Origin of the sequence: Paraburkholderia rhizosphaerae, from assembly GCF_004366595.1 — a bacterium.
Taxonomy (GTDB): domain Bacteria; phylum Pseudomonadota; class Gammaproteobacteria; order Burkholderiales; family Burkholderiaceae; genus Paraburkholderia; species Paraburkholderia rhizosphaerae.
Map to the genome: position 1 here is coordinate 21804 of NZ_SORE01000032.1, position 18996 is coordinate 40799.

18 protein-coding genes are annotated in these 18996 nt (G+C 62.8%); 12 read left to right on the top strand and 6 right to left on the bottom strand.

What is annotated here, in order from left to right; all coding sequences use genetic code 11:
• Window positions 1–7 precede the first annotated feature (7 nt).
• The gene (locus tag BX592_RS29530) at window positions 8–637 is read right to left on the bottom strand and encodes a LysE family translocator (RefSeq protein ID WP_134196834.1); all 630 of its coding nucleotides are present in this window, start codon (window positions 635–637) and stop codon (window positions 8–10) included.
• Between the two features lie 146 nt (window positions 638–783).
• On the opposite strand from BX592_RS29530, the gene BX592_RS29535 reads away from it, so the two are divergent.
• The 4 genes from BX592_RS29535 (at window position 784) to BX592_RS29550 (ending at window position 3309) form a co-directional block, all read left to right on the top strand.
• On the top strand, window positions 784–1245 hold the full coding sequence (locus BX592_RS29535; protein ID WP_134196835.1) for an Lrp/AsnC family transcriptional regulator: 462 nt from the start codon (window positions 784–786) through the stop codon (window positions 1243–1245).
• A gap of 44 nt (window positions 1246–1289) precedes the next feature.
• Complete coding sequence (locus tag BX592_RS29540) at window positions 1290–1523, top strand: hypothetical protein (protein ID WP_134196836.1); 234 nt, start codon at window positions 1290–1292, stop codon at window positions 1521–1523.
• Window positions 1524–1852: 329 nt separating this feature from the next.
• Window positions 1853–2155: an ArsR/SmtB family transcription factor gene (locus BX592_RS29545; RefSeq protein ID WP_134196837.1), complete on the top strand. Its 303-nt coding sequence runs from the start codon at window positions 1853–1855 to the stop codon at window positions 2153–2155.
• Window positions 2156–2250: 95 nt separating this feature from the next.
• Window positions 2251–3309 carry an alkene reductase gene (locus BX592_RS29550; protein ID WP_134196838.1) on the top strand — a complete coding sequence of 353 codons (1059 nt, stop codon included), beginning with the start codon at window positions 2251–2253 and terminating at the stop codon, window positions 3307–3309.
• Window positions 3310–3465: 156 nt separating this feature from the next.
• On the opposite strand, the gene BX592_RS29555 is transcribed toward BX592_RS29550, so the two are convergent.
• Window positions 3466–4494: a YncE family protein gene (locus tag BX592_RS29555; protein ID WP_377681641.1), complete on the bottom strand. Its 1029-nt coding sequence runs from the start codon at window positions 4492–4494 to the stop codon at window positions 3466–3468.
• A 289-nt stretch (window positions 4495–4783) separates the two neighbouring features.
• On the opposite strand from BX592_RS29555, the gene BX592_RS29560 reads away from it, so the two are divergent.
• Both BX592_RS29560 and BX592_RS29565 read left to right on the top strand, forming a co-directional pair.
• A complete protein-coding gene (locus tag BX592_RS29560; RefSeq protein WP_134196839.1) occupies window positions 4784–5395 on the top strand; it encodes a LysE family translocator in 612 nt (203 codons plus the stop codon).
• 28 nt (window positions 5396–5423) lie between these two features.
• Window positions 5424–6572: an FUSC family protein gene (locus BX592_RS29565; RefSeq protein WP_134196840.1), complete on the top strand. Its 1149-nt coding sequence runs from the start codon at window positions 5424–5426 to the stop codon at window positions 6570–6572.
• 67 nt (window positions 6573–6639) lie between these two features.
• On the opposite strand, the gene BX592_RS29570 is transcribed toward BX592_RS29565, so the two are convergent.
• Window positions 6640–7071, bottom strand: a complete 432-nt coding sequence (locus BX592_RS29570) for a hypothetical protein (protein ID WP_134196841.1) — start codon at window positions 7069–7071, stop codon at window positions 6640–6642.
• Window positions 7072–7168: 97 nt separating this feature from the next.
• The gene (locus BX592_RS29575; protein WP_134196842.1) at window positions 7169–7765 is read right to left on the bottom strand and encodes a nitrogen fixation protein NifQ; all 597 of its coding nucleotides are present in this window, start codon (window positions 7763–7765) and stop codon (window positions 7169–7171) included.
• Window positions 7766–7996: 231 nt separating this feature from the next.
• On the opposite strand from BX592_RS29575, the gene BX592_RS29580 reads away from it, so the two are divergent.
• Together BX592_RS29580 and BX592_RS29585 are read left to right on the top strand one after the other, a co-directional pair.
• A complete protein-coding gene (locus tag BX592_RS29580; RefSeq protein ID WP_134196843.1) occupies window positions 7997–10114 on the top strand; it encodes a putative bifunctional diguanylate cyclase/phosphodiesterase in 2118 nt (705 codons plus the stop codon).
• Window positions 10115–10219: 105 nt separating this feature from the next.
• A complete protein-coding gene (locus BX592_RS29585) occupies window positions 10220–11512 on the top strand; it encodes an aspartate carbamoyltransferase (RefSeq protein ID WP_134196844.1) in 1293 nt (430 codons plus the stop codon).
• Window positions 11513–11602: 90 nt separating this feature from the next.
• Here BX592_RS29585 and BX592_RS29590 read toward each other — a convergent pair whose 3' ends face one another.
• Window positions 11603–12538: a LysR family transcriptional regulator gene (locus BX592_RS29590; RefSeq protein ID WP_134196845.1), complete on the bottom strand. Its 936-nt coding sequence runs from the start codon at window positions 12536–12538 to the stop codon at window positions 11603–11605.
• Between the two features lie 300 nt (window positions 12539–12838).
• Here BX592_RS29590 and BX592_RS29595 point away from each other — a divergent pair, with 300 nt between their 5' ends.
• Window positions 12839–13525 carry a response regulator transcription factor gene (locus BX592_RS29595; RefSeq protein ID WP_377681639.1) on the top strand — a complete coding sequence of 229 codons (687 nt, stop codon included), beginning with the start codon at window positions 12839–12841 and terminating at the stop codon, window positions 13523–13525.
• A gap of 408 nt (window positions 13526–13933) precedes the next feature.
• Here the strand turns inward: BX592_RS29595 and BX592_RS29600 are convergent, their stop codons facing one another.
• Window positions 13934–14314, bottom strand: a complete 381-nt coding sequence (locus tag BX592_RS29600; RefSeq protein WP_134196846.1) for a DUF4148 domain-containing protein — start codon at window positions 14312–14314, stop codon at window positions 13934–13936.
• Between the two features lie 714 nt (window positions 14315–15028).
• On the opposite strand from BX592_RS29600, the gene BX592_RS29605 reads away from it, so the two are divergent.
• From BX592_RS29605 to BX592_RS29615, 3 genes are read left to right on the top strand one after another with little or no spacing between them, the layout of a single operon-like run.
• Window positions 15029–15736 (top strand): 2Fe-2S iron-sulfur cluster-binding protein, encoded by a 708-nt coding sequence (locus tag BX592_RS29605; protein WP_134196847.1) that lies wholly within the window; start codon window positions 15029–15031, stop codon window positions 15734–15736.
• 13 nt (window positions 15737–15749) lie between these two features.
• Window positions 15750–16751 carry an FAD binding domain-containing protein gene (locus BX592_RS29610; protein WP_134196848.1) on the top strand — a complete coding sequence of 334 codons (1002 nt, stop codon included), beginning with the start codon at window positions 15750–15752 and terminating at the stop codon, window positions 16749–16751.
• Complete coding sequence (locus tag BX592_RS29615) at window positions 16748–18979, top strand: xanthine dehydrogenase family protein molybdopterin-binding subunit (RefSeq protein ID WP_134196849.1); 2232 nt, start codon at window positions 16748–16750, stop codon at window positions 18977–18979. Before BX592_RS29610 ends, BX592_RS29615 begins: the two co-directional genes overlap by 4 nt.
• Window positions 18980–18996: the final 17 nt, after the last annotated feature.

The following is an 18996-nucleotide window of genomic DNA, read 5'->3' on the forward strand; positions in this document are numbered from 1 at the left end:
CAGGCGCTCAGTCAAGCGACAGGCGCGCGGCAAAGGCAATCAATGCCGCGGAGAACGTCCAGCGCTGCACCGTTTGTGCAAGCGGATGCGCGCGCAGCCAGTTCGCGATGCGCGCGGCGCCGAACGTGTACACGGCGTCGAAAGCGCTGCAGACCGCCACCAGCACCACACCCAACACGACCATCTGCGCCCAGATCGGCCCCGCGTCGGGATGCACGAACTGGGGCAGCAATACCGAACAGAACAGCAACGCCTTCGGATTGAGCAGATTCGTGAACAAGCCCTTCACGAACGCGTTGCGCAGTGACTGATGTGCGGCAACGTGCGCGTTCGCATCATGCAGCGCAAACACCGGCGAGCGGAAGATTTGCACGGCAACCCACGCCAGATAAACGGCGCCCCCATACCGCACGATTTCAAAAAGCCATGGCGCGTTGCGTAGCAGCGCGGCCACACCACACGCGGACAGCGTGACATGCAGCGCGCGGGAAGTCGCGAGGCCGCAGGCGGCGGCAACGCCGTGCCGCGTGCCGCGCGCGATCGTGGTTTGCATCACGAGCGCCATATCGGGTCCCGGCAACGCGCAGACGACCGCCAGCGCCGCGATGAACAAAACCAGCAGATGAGCGGAAATCATGTCGGCCTCGATTCTTTCTTTGTCTTCAAGGCCATCATGTTGCATGCAATTCGCGAGTGGGTTCTGGCGTTTTTCGATCTTCGTCCTACTTATTTTGGAGCTTTGCCCTAAAATCAGTTGATCGACTAGATCCTTACTTCAACCCGATGAATGAACTCGACAAAATCGACCGCGCGCTACTTGCCGCGCTGCAAACGGACGGCCGCATGTCCAACGCCAGGCTTGCCGAAACGGTCGGCCTGAGCGAGACGCCGTGTGCGCGCCGGCTCAAGCGCCTCGAAAGCGACGGCTACATCGAGCGCTATCGGGCGGAGTTGTCGCGCCGGGCGCTGGGCTTGGGCGTCTTTGCGTTTGTCTACGTGCGCTTCGCGGTGCACGACAAGAACCTGGCTAATCGCTTCGAGCGCGAAATCCTGGCGATTCCGCGCATCCTGTCGTGCCACAACGTGTCGGGCACCGCGGACTACGTATTGCAAGTGGTCGCGCACGATCTGGACGACTACGGCACCTTCATGCGCGACCAGTTGCGCGGATTGCCGGGTGTCAGCGCCGTGGAGTCCGCGCTGTCGCTACGTGAAGTGAAGTCGCCGGGCGCTTTGCCGCTATAGTGAGCGCCGCGGCATGTTGCCGCGCATCGAACCATGGAGCATGCATGAACCCGGAGCAGGCAAGAGACGAAGAGGCACGCGCGATGGAACGCGTGCTGAGCGCGACGAAGCAGGTACAAACCGCCTTCGCCGCATTGCAGACACAGTTCCCGCCGGCCGGCAGCGGCCGCCCGTCGCAGATCGCGCTGCACACTTTCGACGCCGCGCTGCAGGAACTCGAAGACGCGCAAGCCGCCTTCGACAACATGCTCGGCGATCTGCTTGACGGTAACCGCTGAGCAGATAGGCTTGGCACCACTGCAAAGCGGGGTGTGTATTTCGCGCGCGGCGCTCACACCGAACAGAACTAACGCGATCCTCGCGGTTCCGCGCGCCAGGACGGTTCGGGATGGGACAGACCGTTAGTTGCATCCGAGGCGGTGACCCCATGGTGCTACCCGCCTTCAATTCAAGCGTTCCCCTTGTCCCGGAATGGCTTTCAAACATATCGCAAAAAAACGATATATGATTCGGCAACTGACGATGCAAATGCGGTAGTACTGAAAACCAGTGGTCCGTTATCCCGGTTACACGCTGACGACGACCTTGTTGAACCGAAGCAGTTCCAATGAACATCGATATCGACGCGATACACAAAGCGCTCGCCAACCCGGTGCGGCGCGAGATTCTCGCGAAGCTGCGCGACCCGGTCCGGCATTTCCCGGACCAGGAGCTGCCTCACGAGTACGGCGTGTGCGCGGGGAAAATCGATGAATGTTGCGGCCTCTCGCAATCGACTGTTTCCGCGCACCTCGCCGCCCTTCAGCGCGCGGGGCTCGTGACGTCGAAGCGCGTGGGCCAGTGGCACTTCTTCAAACGCAACGAGGAAGTCATCAAGGCGTTTATCGAGCAGATGAACGCGGACCTCTGACTTCACACCCACGCACCGCAACGCCAGCTTGTTCAAGCTCGACTCCCGCTGAATCTCTAGCCCACGGGCACCACCCACAAGACAAGGTGAAACGCATGCCGACACTTTTCGATCCGCTTAAGATTGGCGATCTCACGCTAAAGAACCGCATCATCATGGCGCCGCTCACGCGCCAACGCGCGGGCAATATCCGCGTGCCGAACGCACTGATGGCGCACTACTACACGGAACGCGCATCCGCCGGCATGATCCTGTCCGAAGCGACCTCGGTTACGCCGCAAGGCGTCGGCTATGCCGACACGCCGGGCATCTGGTCCGACGAGCAGGTTGAAGGCTGGAAGCTCGTCACCGACGCGGTGCACAAGGCCGGCGGCACGATGTTCCTGCAGTTGTGGCACGTGGGCCGCGTGTCGGACCCGTTCTTCCTGAACGGCGACCTGCCGGTCGCGCCGAGCGCGATTGCGCCGCAGGGCCACGTGAGCCTGCTGCGCCCGCAGCGTGAGTTCGTTACGCCGCGCGCGCTCGATATCTCCGAAATTCCGGGCATCGTCGCGGCATACCGCAGGGGCGCGGAAAACGCGAAGGCAGCCGGCTTCGATGGCGTGCAAGTGCACGGTGCCAATGGCTATCTGCTCGACCAGTTCTTGCAGGACACCACCAATCAGCGCACCGACGCATATGGCGGTTCGCTCGAAAAGCGTGCACGGCTGATGCTCGAAGTCGCCGACGCATGTATCGATGTGTGGGGCGCGAATCGTGTCGGCATGCACCTCGCACCGCGCGGCGACTCGCACACGATGGGCGACTCGAACCCGCTCGCGACCTTCGGCTATGTCGCGCGCGAGCTCGGCAAGCGCAAGATCGCGTTTATCGCGGCGCGCGAAGCGCTCGGCGACGGCCGCATCGGACCGCAACTGAAGGAAGCGTTCGGCGGCCCGTACATCGCGAACGAGAAGTTCACGAAGGAAACCGCGCAGCATGTGCTGGATGCCGGCGAAGCGGATGCGGTCGCGTGGGGCAAGCTCTTCATCGCGAATCCGGATCTGGTGCGCCGCTTCGAACTGAACGCGCCGCTCAACGAGCCGGATGCATCGACGTTCTACGCGGAAGGCGCGAAGGGTTATACGGACTACCCGTCGCTGGAAGCGGCCTGAATGGCTTAGTCGCCAGGTTGGTGTCCAGCCAGGCGACCTGCCTGGCGGCCCCCAACAATCTCATCAAGTAGCGCTTCGCTTATCGCGAGCCGCATCAAAAGAAAACGCGCCCGGACAGCATCCCGGGCGCGTTTTCCTTTACGAGCGTTACGAACGTCAATCCGGATTCGGCGAATACACCGGGGCGCGATTCTGGAAGTAGATCCCATGCGGCGAGCGCCCCACCGCAATCGTCGAGACCAGCTTGCGCGTGGGCAGATCGATCACGCCGACGTGCCGCGAAAAGCGGAACGTTACCCACAGGAACCGCCGGTCCGCGGACAGTTCCATATCGTCGGGCCCCGGCATCAGGTTGTCGATTTCGCCGGTGTTTTGCAGCGTCGTGTAGTCGAGAATGCTGATCGTGTTGGCCACCCGATTGGTCACCGCCACATGACGGCCGTCATCGAGATTGCGGAAGTTGTGCGCGCCGCGCCCCGTGTGGATCCGCTTCACCACCTGATGCGTATGCGGGTCCACCACGACCACGTCGTCCTCGCCGGTCATACCCACCAGCAGCGCGCGGTCGCCCGGCGTCATCCAGAGTCCCGCCGGATCGCGACCGACCGGTATCTTCCAGTCGACCGACTGCGTGGCCAGGTCGATCGCCGCGAGTTCACCCGAATCCTGCAACGTCACGTACACGGTGCGCCCGTCCGATGAGAACGTCAGATGGCTCGGCGTTTTCGCGAGCGCGATGCGCTTCGCGACCGAAAAATCACGTCCGTCGAAACGATAGATGTCGACCCGATCCAGCCGCAGCGCCGCCGTCACAAACCAGCGATGGTCCGGCGAAAACCCCAGTTGATAGGGATCGTCGATCCCTTGCAGCACGCGTTGGACCGCTGCATTCGCAGGGTCGACAAACATCAGGCTGTTCGACACCGAGTTCGCGATGATCAGCGACTTCTGGTCTGGCGTGATCATCAGGTGGTGCGGTTCCTTCCCGGTGCTCTCGGTACCGACGACCTGAAACGACTTCTCGTCGATCAGCGATAGGTCCGCCTCGGCGGAGTCGAGCACGATCACCTTGTTCGCGCCCGGCTGCGGTGGCTGCGGCGGTTGAGAAATTGCATGCGCCGCGCTCGCGAAAAACGCGACACCGAAAGCGCCGATACAGGTAGTGAAAATCTTCAAGGGGTGAATTCGAGCGGATGACAAACGCGTCACTATGCGCGAGCGCAAATCCGGATGCCAGCCTCGTTACACATATGATCTTTGGCTGACGAAGGCTTGCGCAAGCTTTCATCGCCCACGCGTGTGCAGTGGCTGCTCGACATCCGCACAACGTCTGCACAACATCCGCACGACGCCCGCGCGGCGGCTTGCGGCCGAGGCGTCGCGCCAACCGCGCGCCGCTATAATGGACCGTCCCGCGGCCGCGCCGCGAGAGCCGCTGTCCGATGCATTCGCATCGATCGACCGGAGACACTCCATGGCTTTGTCAGGTTTGCTCGTGTTTGCACTGGCGCTGGTCGTCGCAGCCGGCTCTCCCGGCCCGAGCATCGCCGCGCTGATTGCGCGCGTGATGACCAACGGGCTGCGCGACGTGCTGCCGTTTCTCGCGGCGATGTGGGTTGGCGAAGCGCTGTGGCTCGGTTTCGCGGTCGCCGGTCTGGTCGCGCTCGCGCATACGTTCGCCGCCGTCTTCATCGCGCTGAAATTCGCCGGCGTCGCCTATCTGATCTACCTCGCGGGGAAAATGTGGCGCGCGCCTGCCGACGTGCACGCCGGCACCCTGCCCGCCCATCGTTCACCGTGGCGCATGTTCGCCGCAGGCCTCGCGGTCACGCTCGGCAATCCGAAAATCATGGTCTTCTATCTCGCGCTGCTGCCGACGCTGATCGACCTGTCGCGTGTCGGCACGCTCGCGTGGCTCGAGCTGACGCTAACCATGTTGCTCGTACTCGCGACAGTCGACCTTGGCTGGGCGCTCGTCGCCGCCCGCGCGCGCAAATTGCTGACCAGCCGTCGCGCGGTGCGTATCGCGAACCGCACGAGCGCGACGATGATGGCGGGCGCCGCCGCGGCCATTGCCACGCGCTAACCGGCGGACGCCCTCGGACCGCCGCCCGATGAATCCCCTCAACTCGTTCGCACAACTATCCCGCTCGGCGATCTTCGCACTCGGGCGCGAGTTGGCCGCGTGGAAGCCGTCGCCGGAGCGCGCGCTGTTCGGCGCCGAAGCGGTGCTATCGGTCGTGCTGTCCGTCGCGCTCGCGCACATGCTGCAACTGACCAACACCTGGTGGGCCGCGATCAGCGGCTTTGCGGTGATGCAGACGAGTTTTCACAGCAGCGCCGAGCGCGCGACGTATCGCGTGCTCGGCACGCTGCTCGGCGCGCTGGTCGGGGTCGTCATCGGCCCGCTGATTGGCGACCGGCCGTGGCTGTTCATTCCGATGCTGGGTGTGATCGGCGGTATCTGCGTGTATTGCGGCAATGGCGCGGTCGCTTCTTACGCATGGGTGCTGGGCGGCATCACGTCGATGCTGGTCACCTACGAGGCGCACACCCTGATGTCGGTTGAGAAGACCGCGTCGTTCGCGGTGCTGCGCGTCGCGGAGGTGCTGGTCGGCGTGCTGTCGTGCGTCGTGGTCGCCGGCACGTTCCATCTGGTGATCGAGTGGTATCGACGCAGGCGCCCCGATGCCCATGTGCCGCCACCGCCGCCCGCGACGCCCACGCCGCCGTTGCGCCCGCTGCATGCCGCGCGGATGCTGCTGGGTCTTCAGACGGGCCTATCGATCGCGATCATCGCGTCGCTCACGTATACGCTCAGGTTGCCGGGCTTTGCGCAAGCGCTGGTCACGACCATTGCAGTGATGGTGTTGCCGACCGCTTCGCTGATGAGCCGCGATCAGCGGCCGGTCGTGCAAAAAATGGTGCAGCGCCTGACCGGCTGCCTGATCGCGGGCGCACTCGGCGTCGCGCTACTGCCGTTGATGAACGGCCACGTGATCGCATGCCTTTTCGCGTTGTCGTGCGGCGTGTGGGTCGGCTGCCATGTGCAAAGCGGCAGCCAGGGCGCAAGCTACGTCGGCCGGCAGTTCACGATCGCGTTCATCATGGTGTTCGTGCAGGACCACCATTGGTCGGCGAACCCGCTACCCGCGCTGATGCGCCTCGAGGGCATCCTGATCGGCATCGTCACGCTGGCCGCGACAATGTTCGCCACCTGGAACCTGCCGTTTCTGCCGTCGCCGGACGAAGCGAGTCCTTAACGGCGACGGCGACGGCGGCTCACGGCGCGCGGTTGTCCCGCGTTCGTTGCGTGAGATCGTGGCGAGACTACTTACCTTCCTTCGCGCGCGCCTCTTCCGCGGCCGCCTTGTAGTCGTACGTTGGATAGAACTCCGTGCGATATCCGCCCCATGCGGTTTCCTCGAGCACGCGGTTCACTTCGCGCAGCCGGTTAGCCGGCACGCGCAACGTAACGACCTGGCCAATGCCCATCATCACGTACCACGAGACCACCTCGATGCCCGGCGGGGGAAACGCCTTGTAGAACCCCTGCTTCGCAAGTTCCTTGTTGATCTCGGGCAGCGTCTTCGACTGATCGTGCTTCAGGAATACGGTCAGCAGGAACGTGCCATCGCCGGCCGGCGTCGCAACCGGCGCGCTGCCCGGCGCGGTTTGCGCGAACGCGGGCGCAGCGCACGCGAGCGCAACCAGCGCGGCCAGTAGGCCGAACGTCGCGATCAGCTTTCGAACTGGGTACATCGACTTCTCCTGGTAACGTGAATGGCGAGGGAATGAAGCAGCGGTCTTTATACCGGAATCGCGTGACCGTTGCCGCCCCGTTTTCACGCCCGCCGCATCAGGTTTTCCGGAAGCAGAAGTCGAAGTCTTCACAGCCGGGACAGCCCGGCGCCGGCCCGGGCGTGCGCCCTTTGTCGAGCGCCACCTGCTGCGCGAGAAACCGCTTCCAGCGCAGGCCATCGACATTGCGCGCAACGAGCTTCGGATAGTGGCGCGTAAGAATCTCCGTGACGTCGTCGCGGCCGTCGAGGCCGAGGTCTTTCCACAGGTGGTCGGGCCGCAGGCAAGCGTTCGCGATGATCGTCGCGAGGCACCATGCGTCGATCGCATTCGCGATCGGCGGCCGCTCGTGGCGCAGCAGCAGTTTGCGCAGATCGTCGACGAACGGTTGATGCTGCGTGGCAGCAGGATGTTCGGGAAAGGCCTCGAGCGGCAATGCGCCGATATGCACAGCCTCGGGAAAATGGCGGATACCGAGCGCGCCCAATGTGTCGCGCGGCAAGCCAAGATGCGTGAGTTCGCCGCTCGCGAGTTTCGCGCCGATCAGACGCGCGAACGTAACCGTGTCGGGCCGGGTACGGCTCACCGCATAGTCGAGCAGGCTTTGTACGCACGCGTCGCGCGGCGTAAGCGCGTCATCGTTCGGCAAGGTCATGGTTTGAATACCCCGAATACCCCGATATACCCGGAATCGGCCCGGACGTCGCACGCCGGAACTCGTCAGCACAATACGCCGAAAATGCCGTTACAGCGACTACTGTCTTAAAATTGCGTAAGCAACGCCGTGGGTTCGGGCAAACACTGACGTATGCGATTCAATGCAGATTAAATAATTGCGAATCTGCGTCGATAACTAGTAAAGGAGTGATTTACCGCGGAAACCGCCATGCCGAGCTCGTACAACCCTGCACTGGTCGTGCTCTCGATCGCCGTCGCGACCCTCGCGTCGTATACGGCACTGGATCTCGCGGGTCGCATCGCGCTGCTGGCCGGAGCGCGCCAGCGCCGCGCGTGGCTCGCCGGAGGCGCGGCGGCGATGGGCGTCGGCATCTGGTCGATGCACTTTATCGGCATGCTCGCGTTTTCGCTGCCGATCCCGCTCGGCTACGACCTGAAGATCACCGGCATATCGCTCGCGATCGCGTTCGTCGTGTCGTATTTCGCCCTCGCCGTAGTCACACGGCGCACGCTATCGCGCCGGCGTCTGTTCGCGGGCGGCGTGCTGATGGGCTTCGGCATCGCCGGCATGCACTACACCGGCATGGCGGCGATGCGCATGGAGCCGGGCATCCAGTATCGCCCGGCCCTCTTCGCCGCATCGCTCGTGATCGCGATCGCCGCTTCGATTGCCGCGCTGTGGATCGCGCACACGCTGCGCGATTCGAGCCTGCGCCGCATCATCGTGAAAAGGATCGGTGCGGCAGCGGTGATGGGCCTTGCGATCACCGGCATGCACTACACCGGCATGGCCGCCGCCGACTTTGTGCCTGGCGCGATCTGCGGCGCCGTGCAAGGCGCGAACGCGAGCGTCGCCGCCGGCGAGAACGCGCAATGGCTTGCGACCACGGTGATCCTCTTCACGTTCGCAATTCTGCTTGTCACGCTGCTGCTGTCGCGCTTCGATGCGCGCAACACGCTGCTCGCCGGCTCGGTGACGACACTGAACAACCAGATCGTGCACCTCGCGACGTATGACACGCTGACCGGCCTGTTGAACCGGAGCTCGCTGACCGAGCGCATTGGACGCGCAATCGACGTGTCGCGGGCGCGCAACAGACCGTTCGCGATCCTCTTTATGGACCTCGACGGGTTCAAGACGATCAACGATTCGCTAGGCCACGCATTCGGCGACGAAGTGCTGAAGGCGTTCGCGCAGCAATTGCTGCAGTGCGTGCGCGCGTCGGACACGGTCGCCCGGCTGGGTGGCGACGAGTTCGTGATCCTCGCCGAAGACCTCGCGTCGACGCAGGATGCCGCGCATATGGCCGACGGGCTGCTCGCGCGGATGCGCGAGGGCATCGTCGCCGAAGGCCAGCCGCTGCAGGTGATGCCGAGCATCGGCATCGCGCTCTTCCCGCAAGACGGCGACAGCGTCGATGCGCTGCTCAAGCACGCGGACGCCGCGATGTACGAAGCCAAACGCGAAGGACGCGGCATCTACCGCTTCTTCGAAGCGCGCATGAACGAGGCGGCGCTGCGCACCCTGAAAATCCAGCGCGCGCTGCACGAAGGCCTCGGCAAAAGCTATTTCTCGCTACATTTCCAGCCGAAATTCCGCGGCGACACCGGCGAAGTCGCCGGCGCCGAAGCGCTGCTGCGGCTTAATCACCCGGAGTTCGGCGAGCTCGCGCCGATCGACTTTATCCCGATCGCCGAACGTTCGGGCCAGATCGTGCAGATCGGCTATTGGGTCGTGCGCGAGACCTGCCGCCAGATCCGGCGTTGGCAAACCGCCGGGCTGCCGCCGATGAAAGTCGCGGTCAATCTGTCGCCGCGCCAGCTGACGCAGCCCGAACTTGTCGCGACCATTCTCGACATCACGAAAGCCGAACAGGTCGCGTGCCGGCAACTGATGTTTGAAATCACCGAAAGCGTCGCGATGCAGGACGCGCCGAAAACGATCGCGACCATCCATCAGTTCCAGAAGGCCGGCTTCGAAATCTCGATCGACGATTTCGGCACCGGCTATTCGAGCCTCGCGTATCTGCAGCGCTTTCGCGTGAAGCAGCTGAAAATCGACCGTTTCTTTACGAATGGCCTCGACGACAACGGCCATGAAGGCAAAGCGATCGTGTCGGCGATCATCGCGCTCGCGCACTCGCTCGAAATGGATGTGGTCGCCGAAGGTGTCGAAACGGAGTCGCAGTACGACAAGCTGAAAGACATGCAGTGCGACGAGATGCAGGGGTTCCTGCTTGGCCGGCCGCTCACCGCGGACGCGTTCGGCGCGCTGATGCACCAGCAGATGCGGACCACCACGGGCAAATCGGCGTTGCTGAACTGAGTTTCGCCCACTGTTCCGATTATTTTCGCTTGACTTCGGGCGTCAGCCGACTAATATACGCACCGCGTATATTCCCGACGACAATCATCGACCAAGGTGACCCGAATGAGCGTTCCGCAACAAGCCTTTTTGCGCGATGCGATGCGTCGCATGAACCTGACGCGCGACGGCTTCGCCAGCCGCATTGGCGTATCGCGCCGCGCGCTCGACACGTGGCTGCTACCCGATGATTCGCAAGAGTCGCGCGCGATGCCGGAAATCGTCGAGCGCTTCGTATCGGAGATCGTCGTCAATGGTGAGGCGACTGAAAAATATACGCAAAGCGTAGATTCGCAATCGCTCTCAAGCCAGATTCTCTTTGAAGGCAAACCGCAATTGCTGTCGGTCGACCAGTTCTCGCGCGATTCGGTCGAGGCGCTGTTTCGTGTCGCGGACATCATGCAGCCGATCGCACGGCGTCGCAAAATCTCGCGCGTGCTCGAAGGCGCGGTGCTCGGCAATCTGTTTTTCGAGGCGAGCACGCGCACGCGGGTCAGCTTCGGCGCCGCATTCTGCCGGCTCGGCGGGTCGGTCTGCGACACGACCGGCTTCACGTTTTCGTCGATGGCCAAGGGCGAATCGATCTACGACACCAGTCGCGTGATGAGCGGCTACGTCGATGCGCTGGTGATCCGCCACCCGGAGCAAGGCTCAGTGGCCGAGTTCGCGCGCGCGACCAATGTGCCGGTGATCAATGGCGGCGACGGTCCCGGTGAACACCCGAGCCAGGCGCTGCTCGACCTGTACACCATTCAGCGCGAGTTCTCGCGTCTGGGCAAGATTGTCGACGGCGCGCATATCGCGCTGGTCGGCGACCTGAAATACGGGCGCACCGTGCATTCGCTCGTGAAGCTGCTGGCCCTCTATCGCGGCATCAAGTTCACGCTGATCTCGCCGCCGATGCTTGAAATGCCCGCGTATATCGTCGAGCAGATTTCGCGTAACGGCCATGTGATCGAACAGACGCACGATCTGACGAACGGTTTGCGCGGCGCGGACGTGGTCTACGCGACGCGCATCCAGAAAGAGCGTTTCACCGACGAATCGTTCGAAGGCTATACGCCGGACTTCCAGATCAATCAGGCGCTCGTCGATGGCGTATGCGGGCCGGACACGCTGATCATGCACCCGCTGCCGCGCGACAGCCGGCCGGGCGCAAACGACCTGAGCACCGATCTGAACCACGATTCGCGGCTCGCCATCTTCCGTCAGACCGATAATGGCATTCCGGTGCGGATGGCGATTTTCGCGGTGCTGCTCGGTGTCGAGAAACTCGTCCAGCATTCGATGCGCGACGCCGCATGGCGCCCGCCCGCGTATCTGGGGCCCGACGATGCGGTGTTTCACGGCATCGATTGATCGCGGAGATTACCGCAACCTTTCGTTGCTCGCTGCAACATGAGCGCCGGCGCCGACCGGCGCTTGTGTTTTTGCTTTTGCTTTTGCTTGTCACGCGACATCGCACGCTTCGTTTGTGCGGTAAAGCTCGCCGTAACCCGTCATCGCGTCCACCGCGAAGTCGACGAATGACCGCACTTTCGGCGAAAGCTGCCGCAGCGTCGGATAGATGATGTGAATGCTGCGCTTCGGCGTGCCAAAACCTTCAAGCACGCGTTCGAGCCGGCCCGAACGCAGGTGCTCGGCCGCGACGTAGTTATGCACGTACACGATGCCCGAGTCCGCGAGCGCCGCATCGACCAGCGCATCGCAGTGGTCGACCACCTGGCGCGCGGCGTCGCCGACACGCACGGTCCACTCGCGGCTGCCCGACATGAAATGCCAGTCGCGGCACCGCCGCGTGTCCGATGCCATATACGCGACGCAATCGTGCGCGGCCAGATCGTCAGGAGTCCGTGGCCTGCCCCGCTCGTTCAGATAGTTCGGACTCGCGCATGCGATCCAGTGCGCGACACCCACTTCGCGTGCAATCAGCCGGCTCGAAGGCAGATCGCCAATCCGGATTGCGATATCGAACCCTTCTTCGATAATGTCCTGCAACACGTCCGAGAAACTGATCTCGACGGTGATGTCCGGAAACCGGCGCCTGAATTCGACCAGCGCGGGCACGAGAATCGACCGGCCGAACGTAATGGGCGCGGCAATTCGCAAGCGGCCGGACGGCACCTGCGCCGATTGTTGCAGCGCCGCTTCGGCATCCTTCAGACCCATCAGAATCTCACGGCATCGGTCGAAAAATACCGAGCCTTCAGCCGTCAGCCCGACACTTCTCGTCGAACGATGCAATAGCACGACGCCGGTTTGCGATTCGAGCCGGCTGACCGCCTTGCTGACGCCGGAAGCCGTCAACCCCATCTGTTTGGCTGCGCCGGTAAAACTTCTGGCCTCAGCGGCACGCACAAACGCCTCCACGGCAGACAAATCCATCTCATCCTCGACAAATCGGCGAAAACCATCGATTCATCATCAACAGGTTTCGGCATCGTTAACAGATTGCTGTGCTGATGCAGCCGGAATTCTACGTAACAAAGACGCGATAACAATACGGTCTCGATTCACGACAGAATTGACGTGCAGTCTCACACCCTTCATTTCTCTAAATCGCCGCTCAACCTCGTTTAGAGATTTAAGTGAAATTCACTTAGCAAGTATCGGCAGGCGGCAGTATGCTCAATGCAATAACGGTGATTCAGCGGGTGAATCGCGGCTCTTGCAGGAGGAACATCGATGGAGAGTGAGGTGAATGACGGAGTGCGAATGGTCGAAGACGAGCCGATCGTCTACGTGGTCGACGACAACGAATCGATGCGCGAGGCGGTCGAGATGCTGCTGCATTCGGTCGGCTTCAACGTGAAAACCTTCGCGAGCGCGGAAGACTTCCTCGCGCTGCAAATCGTCGACCGGCCGGCTTGCCTCGTGATCGACGTTCGTTTGAAAGGTCAAAGCGGGCTTGTCGTTCAGGAGCGTTACAGCGCTCAACAGGTTCCGATGCCCATTATTTTCATGACCGCGCACGGCGATATCGCAATGTCGGTCCGGGCGATGAAGGCCGGCGCGGCCGACTTCCTGACCAAACCGTTTCGCGACCAGGACATGCTCGACGCGGTCGCGTGCGCGCTCGAAAGCGACCGGCAACGGCGTGCCAAGGATCACTCGTTCGCCGGTCTGCGCCGCTGTTATGCAACCCTCACGCCGCGCGAACGCGAAGTGACGCGACTGATTCTCAAGGGCCTGCGCAACAAGCAGATTGCCGCCGAACTGCGTCTGAGCGAGATCACCGTGAAGATCCACCGCAACCAGGCGATGAAGAAGATGAATGCGCGGTCGCTTGCCGACTTCGTGCTCAAAGGGGGCGCGCTCAACATCGATGCCGGCCTTGGGCTCCCATTGCGACAGAAGCTGACGCACAAGTAACCGGTTCGTCACGGCGGGTTGCGCCATCGCGTGATCTTTAACCGGTTTCTTTGACTCGAGTGCTTTAATCGACATTTATTTCCCTATTCGACAGACGCAATTCCCGTCTTTATCGCCTTAATGAAATTGATTAGAACCATCTCGCACACGCAAGCATAGTGAATCTATTCGAATGGATATCTTGTTTAGCACTACGATTCCGGTTCGACGACAGTGCATTTTCACAACCTCGCTATTGCTGGCTTACAAAGCACTACGCGAAACTGACGGCCGACACACAACCCGGTATCCGCGCCCGCTCAAACCGTGAAGCGGCGCGGCGGCCCGGCTGGACCGCACGCGCGCTTGCAACGGTGTTTGCGTTTGGCGATACAAAACCGAGATACCCACGTGACGCGCACGCTGCGCTCAATGACCGCGATACAGGTTGTCCACCTGCGGCCGTACTCGCACGCCGTTGCCCGCATGCGAGACAGGCGGTGAGCCGGACGCGGAGCTACCGGATGTCTGCGCGCCATACGCATTCACCGTCGCGGCATCCGCACGCGCGTTGTTTGCCGCGTCTTGCGCATTCTTTTGCGCCGCCTTGTTCGCGACATAGACCGCGGACGGATTCCATTCGGGCTCCGGATAGTGCACCTTGCTGAGCGGAAACGAGCCGTGCTGTTCGGCCGAAATCAGGTCGGCGCGCACCTGGGCTCGCGTCAGCGGTGCACTGTAGGCCGCATGGCTGACGAGCGGCAGGACAACGAACGATGCGATAGCCAATGCCTGGCTCAAGCGTTTCATGGCAATCCCCTTCTGTTCAAATGAGATCCGTCGGCGACGGCATGACTGAACTTTAGGGGGTCACGCATCTGACGTGAATGGCGCGGCGGCTCATGAAACTGCTCAATCGGATCACCGCCCACGGCTCCATCCGGCTTGCGGCGGCACAGCCGGTCAGGTGCGTGTTATGCGATATGGCTAGCAATGGCCTCGCGGGTTCGAATTCTTTTCAGCTCTGTCAAGCGCGGCGGTCCAATAGGAGATTGGCCCAGCCGGTCCATAAGTGCGCATTGCAGCGCACCGCCCGTCCCTTGTACGCGATGCGTGAAGCGTCTTTTCCGCTTTCAGTAACGAGCATAAGCAAGTCATGCACGCTATGTGAACTTTATCTTTCAATGCGCAAGACTATGCCGTACCTATTTACTTTCCGGTCTGTTGAGCGCAACGTGCTGCGTTGAAACCCGTTTTGTCCTTTGCTTGCGCATTCGTCCATCCGCTTTCGTCCGTCGCGGTCTCCTTGCCGGTTGCACATCGCATCACGCGTCACCCGCCCGCATCGGCTTACGCCGCGCTTGACCTTCACCGGGCGCGGGGCATCGAAATTGCTGTTGTTCTTTTTGGCGCGCTCGCCGCGTGCAATGCGTGCAACGCGCGGAATCTGGTCACCCAGTCAGGTCACCCGGTTCAATCGCTGAAGCGCTCGCAACGTCCTTTCATTGGAGCAAGCAGAACATCATGTTGAAGGATCACGTACACGAAGATGCAGGCGACGACGTCGTTGAACCATCTCCCGCGAATACGTCGCGGCGCCGCTTCCTGCAATCCGCCGCGGCCGCCGCGACTGTCGGTGTCGCGCCGCATCTGCAGGCGCAGACGCCCGCCGCACAACCGGACGCGCCTGCTGCGCCACAATTCGCGCCTGCGCCCGCGCGTCCGGTCAAGCTGATGATCAACGGCCGCGAATACACGTTGCAACTCGAGCCGCGCGTCACGCTGCTCGATGCGTTGCGCGAATACGCCGGGCTCATGGGCACAAAGAAAGGTTGCGATCGCGGACAATGCGGTGCGTGCACGGTACTCACCAACGGCCGGCGCATCAATTCATGCCTGACGCTCGCGGTCATGCACGACGGGGAAACGATCACGACAGTCGAAGGTCTCGCGCAAGGCGACACGCTAAGCCCGATTCAGCGTGCTTTTATCGAGCACGATGCGTTTCAGTGCGGCTATTGCACGCCCGGCCAGCTATGTTCGGCCACCGCGCTGCTCGCCGAGTTCGGCGCGGGTACGGTGAGCACCGTCAGCGCGGACGTGCGGCGTCGCCCGGTGCAACTGACTGATGAGGAAATCCGCGAGCGCATGAGCGGCAATATCTGCCGCTGCGGTGCATACGCGAATATTGTCGCGGCCGTTCGCGCGGCGCACACCGGCGGCAACGCATAAAGGAGCGCTGCACATGGACTCGATCTCCTACGAACGCGCAGCCGACCTGAACGGCGCAGTGCGCTCCGCGCAGCAGCCCGGCTCGATGTATATCGGCGGCGGCACCAATCTGCTCGACCTGATGAAAGGCGGCGTCTCGCGGCCTGTCCGGTTGATCGACATCACTCGCATTGGCGGGCTCGACACGGTCGCGACACTGCCCGACGGCGGGCTACGCATTGGCGCGCTGGTGCGCAACAGCGACGCGGCAAATCACGCGCTGATACGCGAACGATACCCGTTGCTTTCGCAAGCATTTCTCGCCGGCGCGTCACCGCAACTGCGCAATATGGCGACCGTCGGCGGCAACCTGATGCAGCGCACGCGCTGCCCGTACTTCTACGACACCGCGTTCGCGCAATGCAACAAACGCTTGCCCGGCAGCGGATGCGCGGCGATCGGCGGGCTGAACCGCACGCACGCGATTTTCGGCGCGAGCCCGCAATGTATCGCGGTGAATCCGTCCGATATGAACGTCGCGCTCGCGGCGCTCGACGCAGTTGTGCGTGTGAGCGGCCCGAACGGCGAACGCGCGGTGCCAATCGGCGAGTTTCATCGTTTGCCCGGCGACCGTCCAGAGATCGACACCACGCTGCAAATGGCCGAGCTGATTACCGCGGTCGATCTACCGCCGCCGCTCTTTAGCGAGCATGCGCATTACCTGAAGGTGCGCGACCGCGCGAGTTATGCATTCGCGCTGGTGTCGGTCGCGGCCGCCCTGCAAATGGATGGCAACACCGTCAAGCATGCGCGGATCGCGCTCGGCGGCGTCGCGCACAAGCCATGGCGAGCCAGCACGGCGGAACAGATGCTGACCGGACATCCGCTAAGCGACGCGAACCTGCGCGAAGCCGCGAGCGCCGCGGTCAGCGACGCGCGTCCGCAGCGCGACAACGCGTTCAAAGTTGAACTGGCGCAACGCGCGATCGTGCGTGCGGTGCACCAGGCCGCGGGCCGCGGCGGAGATTTCGCATGAATATGATTGGCTATCCACTGGATCGCACTGACGGCATTTTGAAAGTCACCGGAAGAGCGCGCTATGCGGCCGAATTTCCGGAGGCAAGACTGGCGCATGCGGTGCTTGTCACCAGCACGATCGCGCACGGCACGATCACGTCGATCGACACGAGCCGCGCACAAGCGCTGCCGGGCGTGCTGCTCGTGATGACCTACCAGAATGCGCCGCGCCTGCCTCAAAACGGCCAGGCCGGCTTCGCGCCACCCGCTGGCCGTCGGCTTTCGCTGTTGCAAGACAATCAGGTGCATTACAACAACGAGCCAGTCGCGGTGGTTGTCGCGGACACACTCGAACATGCAACCGACGCAGCGCATCAGTTGCGCATCGCCTATCAAAGCCAGGCGGCAGCGCTCGACTTCACGCAGGCGAAAGCGCGCATGCACGCGCCGGATAATCCGCAAGGCCGCCAGACCGATACGCAGCGCGGCAATTTCGACGCGGGCCTGCGCGAAGGTGCGGTACGCGTTGACGCCGTGTACACGACGCCGATGGAAACCCACAATCCGATGGAGCCGCACGCGACGATGGCGGTGTGGGACGGCCCGCATCTGACGCTGTACGATTCGACGCAAGGCGTGAGCGGCGCGAAGGTCGCGGTCGCGAAGACATTCGGCATGCCGCCGGATAACGTGCGCGTGATTTCGCCGTTTATCGGCGGGGGCTTCGGCTGTAAAGGTTCATCGTGGTCGCATGTCACGCTGTGCGCGATGGCGGCGAAGCAAACCGGCCGCCCGGTGCGGCTATCGCTCGAGCGGCCACAGATGTTCGGGCCGGTCGGCGCCCGGCCGCGCACCGAACAGCACTTCGTGCTCGCGGCGAAACGGGACGGCACCTTAACGGCGATGCGCCATGACAGTATTTCGAACACGTCGATGATCGAAGACTGGACCGAGACCTGCTGCATGGTTTCGCGGATGCTGTACGCGGTGCCGAACCAGGTGACCACGCATCGTCTCGTGCAGTTGAACGTCGGCACGCCAACCTTCATGCGCGCGCCGGGCGAGACGACGGGTTCGTTCGCGCTCGAATCGGCAATGGACGAACTCGCGGTCGAGTTGAAAATGGACCCGCTCGAATTGCGACTGAAGAACTATGCGGAGGTCGACCCATCGGATAACAAACCGTGGTCGAGCAAAGCGCTGCGCAAGTGTTACCAGATCGGCGCCGAGCGCTTCGACTGGTCGCGCCGCAGCCCGGCGCCGCGCTCGATGCGCTCAGGCAATACATTGATCGGGATGGGCATGGCGACCGCGACTTATCCCGCCAATCGCAGCGACGCGGGCGCGATTGCACGCATCCTGCCGGACGGCACCGCGTTTGTCGCGTCCGGCACGCAGGACATCGGCACCGGCACGTACACGGTGATGACGCAGGTCGCTGCCGACGCGATGGGCTTCGAGACGCAGAATATCCGCTTTGCGCTAGGCGATTCGACGTTGCCGAACGCGCCCGGCTCGGGTGGCTCACGCTCGGCCGCGAGCGTGTCGCCGGCCGTGCACGACGCGGCGACGCAAGTGCGCAACAAATTGATCCAGCTAGCCCTTGCGGACCGCGCGTCGCCCGTGTTTGGCACCGATGTCGCCGATGTCACCGTCGAGAAAGGCTGGGTGGTCAGCCGCAAAGATTCCGCCAAACGCGACCCGGCCGCCGCAGTGCTCGCTCGCGCGGGCGGACAGCCGATCGAGGCGACGTCTAGCGTGAAATCCGGCGACGAGCGAAAGCGATATTCGTTTCACTCATTCGGCGCGGTGTTCGCGCAAGTGCATGTCGACGCGGATCTCGGCACGATACGTGTGGCGCGGGTCACCGGGGTGTACGACATCGGCCGCGTGCTCAATCAGAAGACCGCGCGCAGCCAGATGTTGGGCGGCATCGTCTGGGGCATTGGCGCGGCGCTCGAAGAAGAGACGGCGCTCGACCCGCGCTATGGCCGCATTACGAATGCGAATCTGGCCGAGTATCACGTGCCGGTCAATGCGGATATCAATGCGCTCGATGTGGTGATGCTCGATGAGCCCGATCCGTATATCAGTTCGCTGGGCGTACGGGGAATTGGCGAAATCGGCATTACGGGCGTGCCGGCCGCGATCGCGAATGCGGTTTATCACGCGACAGGTGTGCGCGTGCGGGATTTGCCGATTACGCTGGATAAAGTGATGCCGGGGGTGCAACGACGGTATGCGTAGCCGTGTTCCGTTGTCGT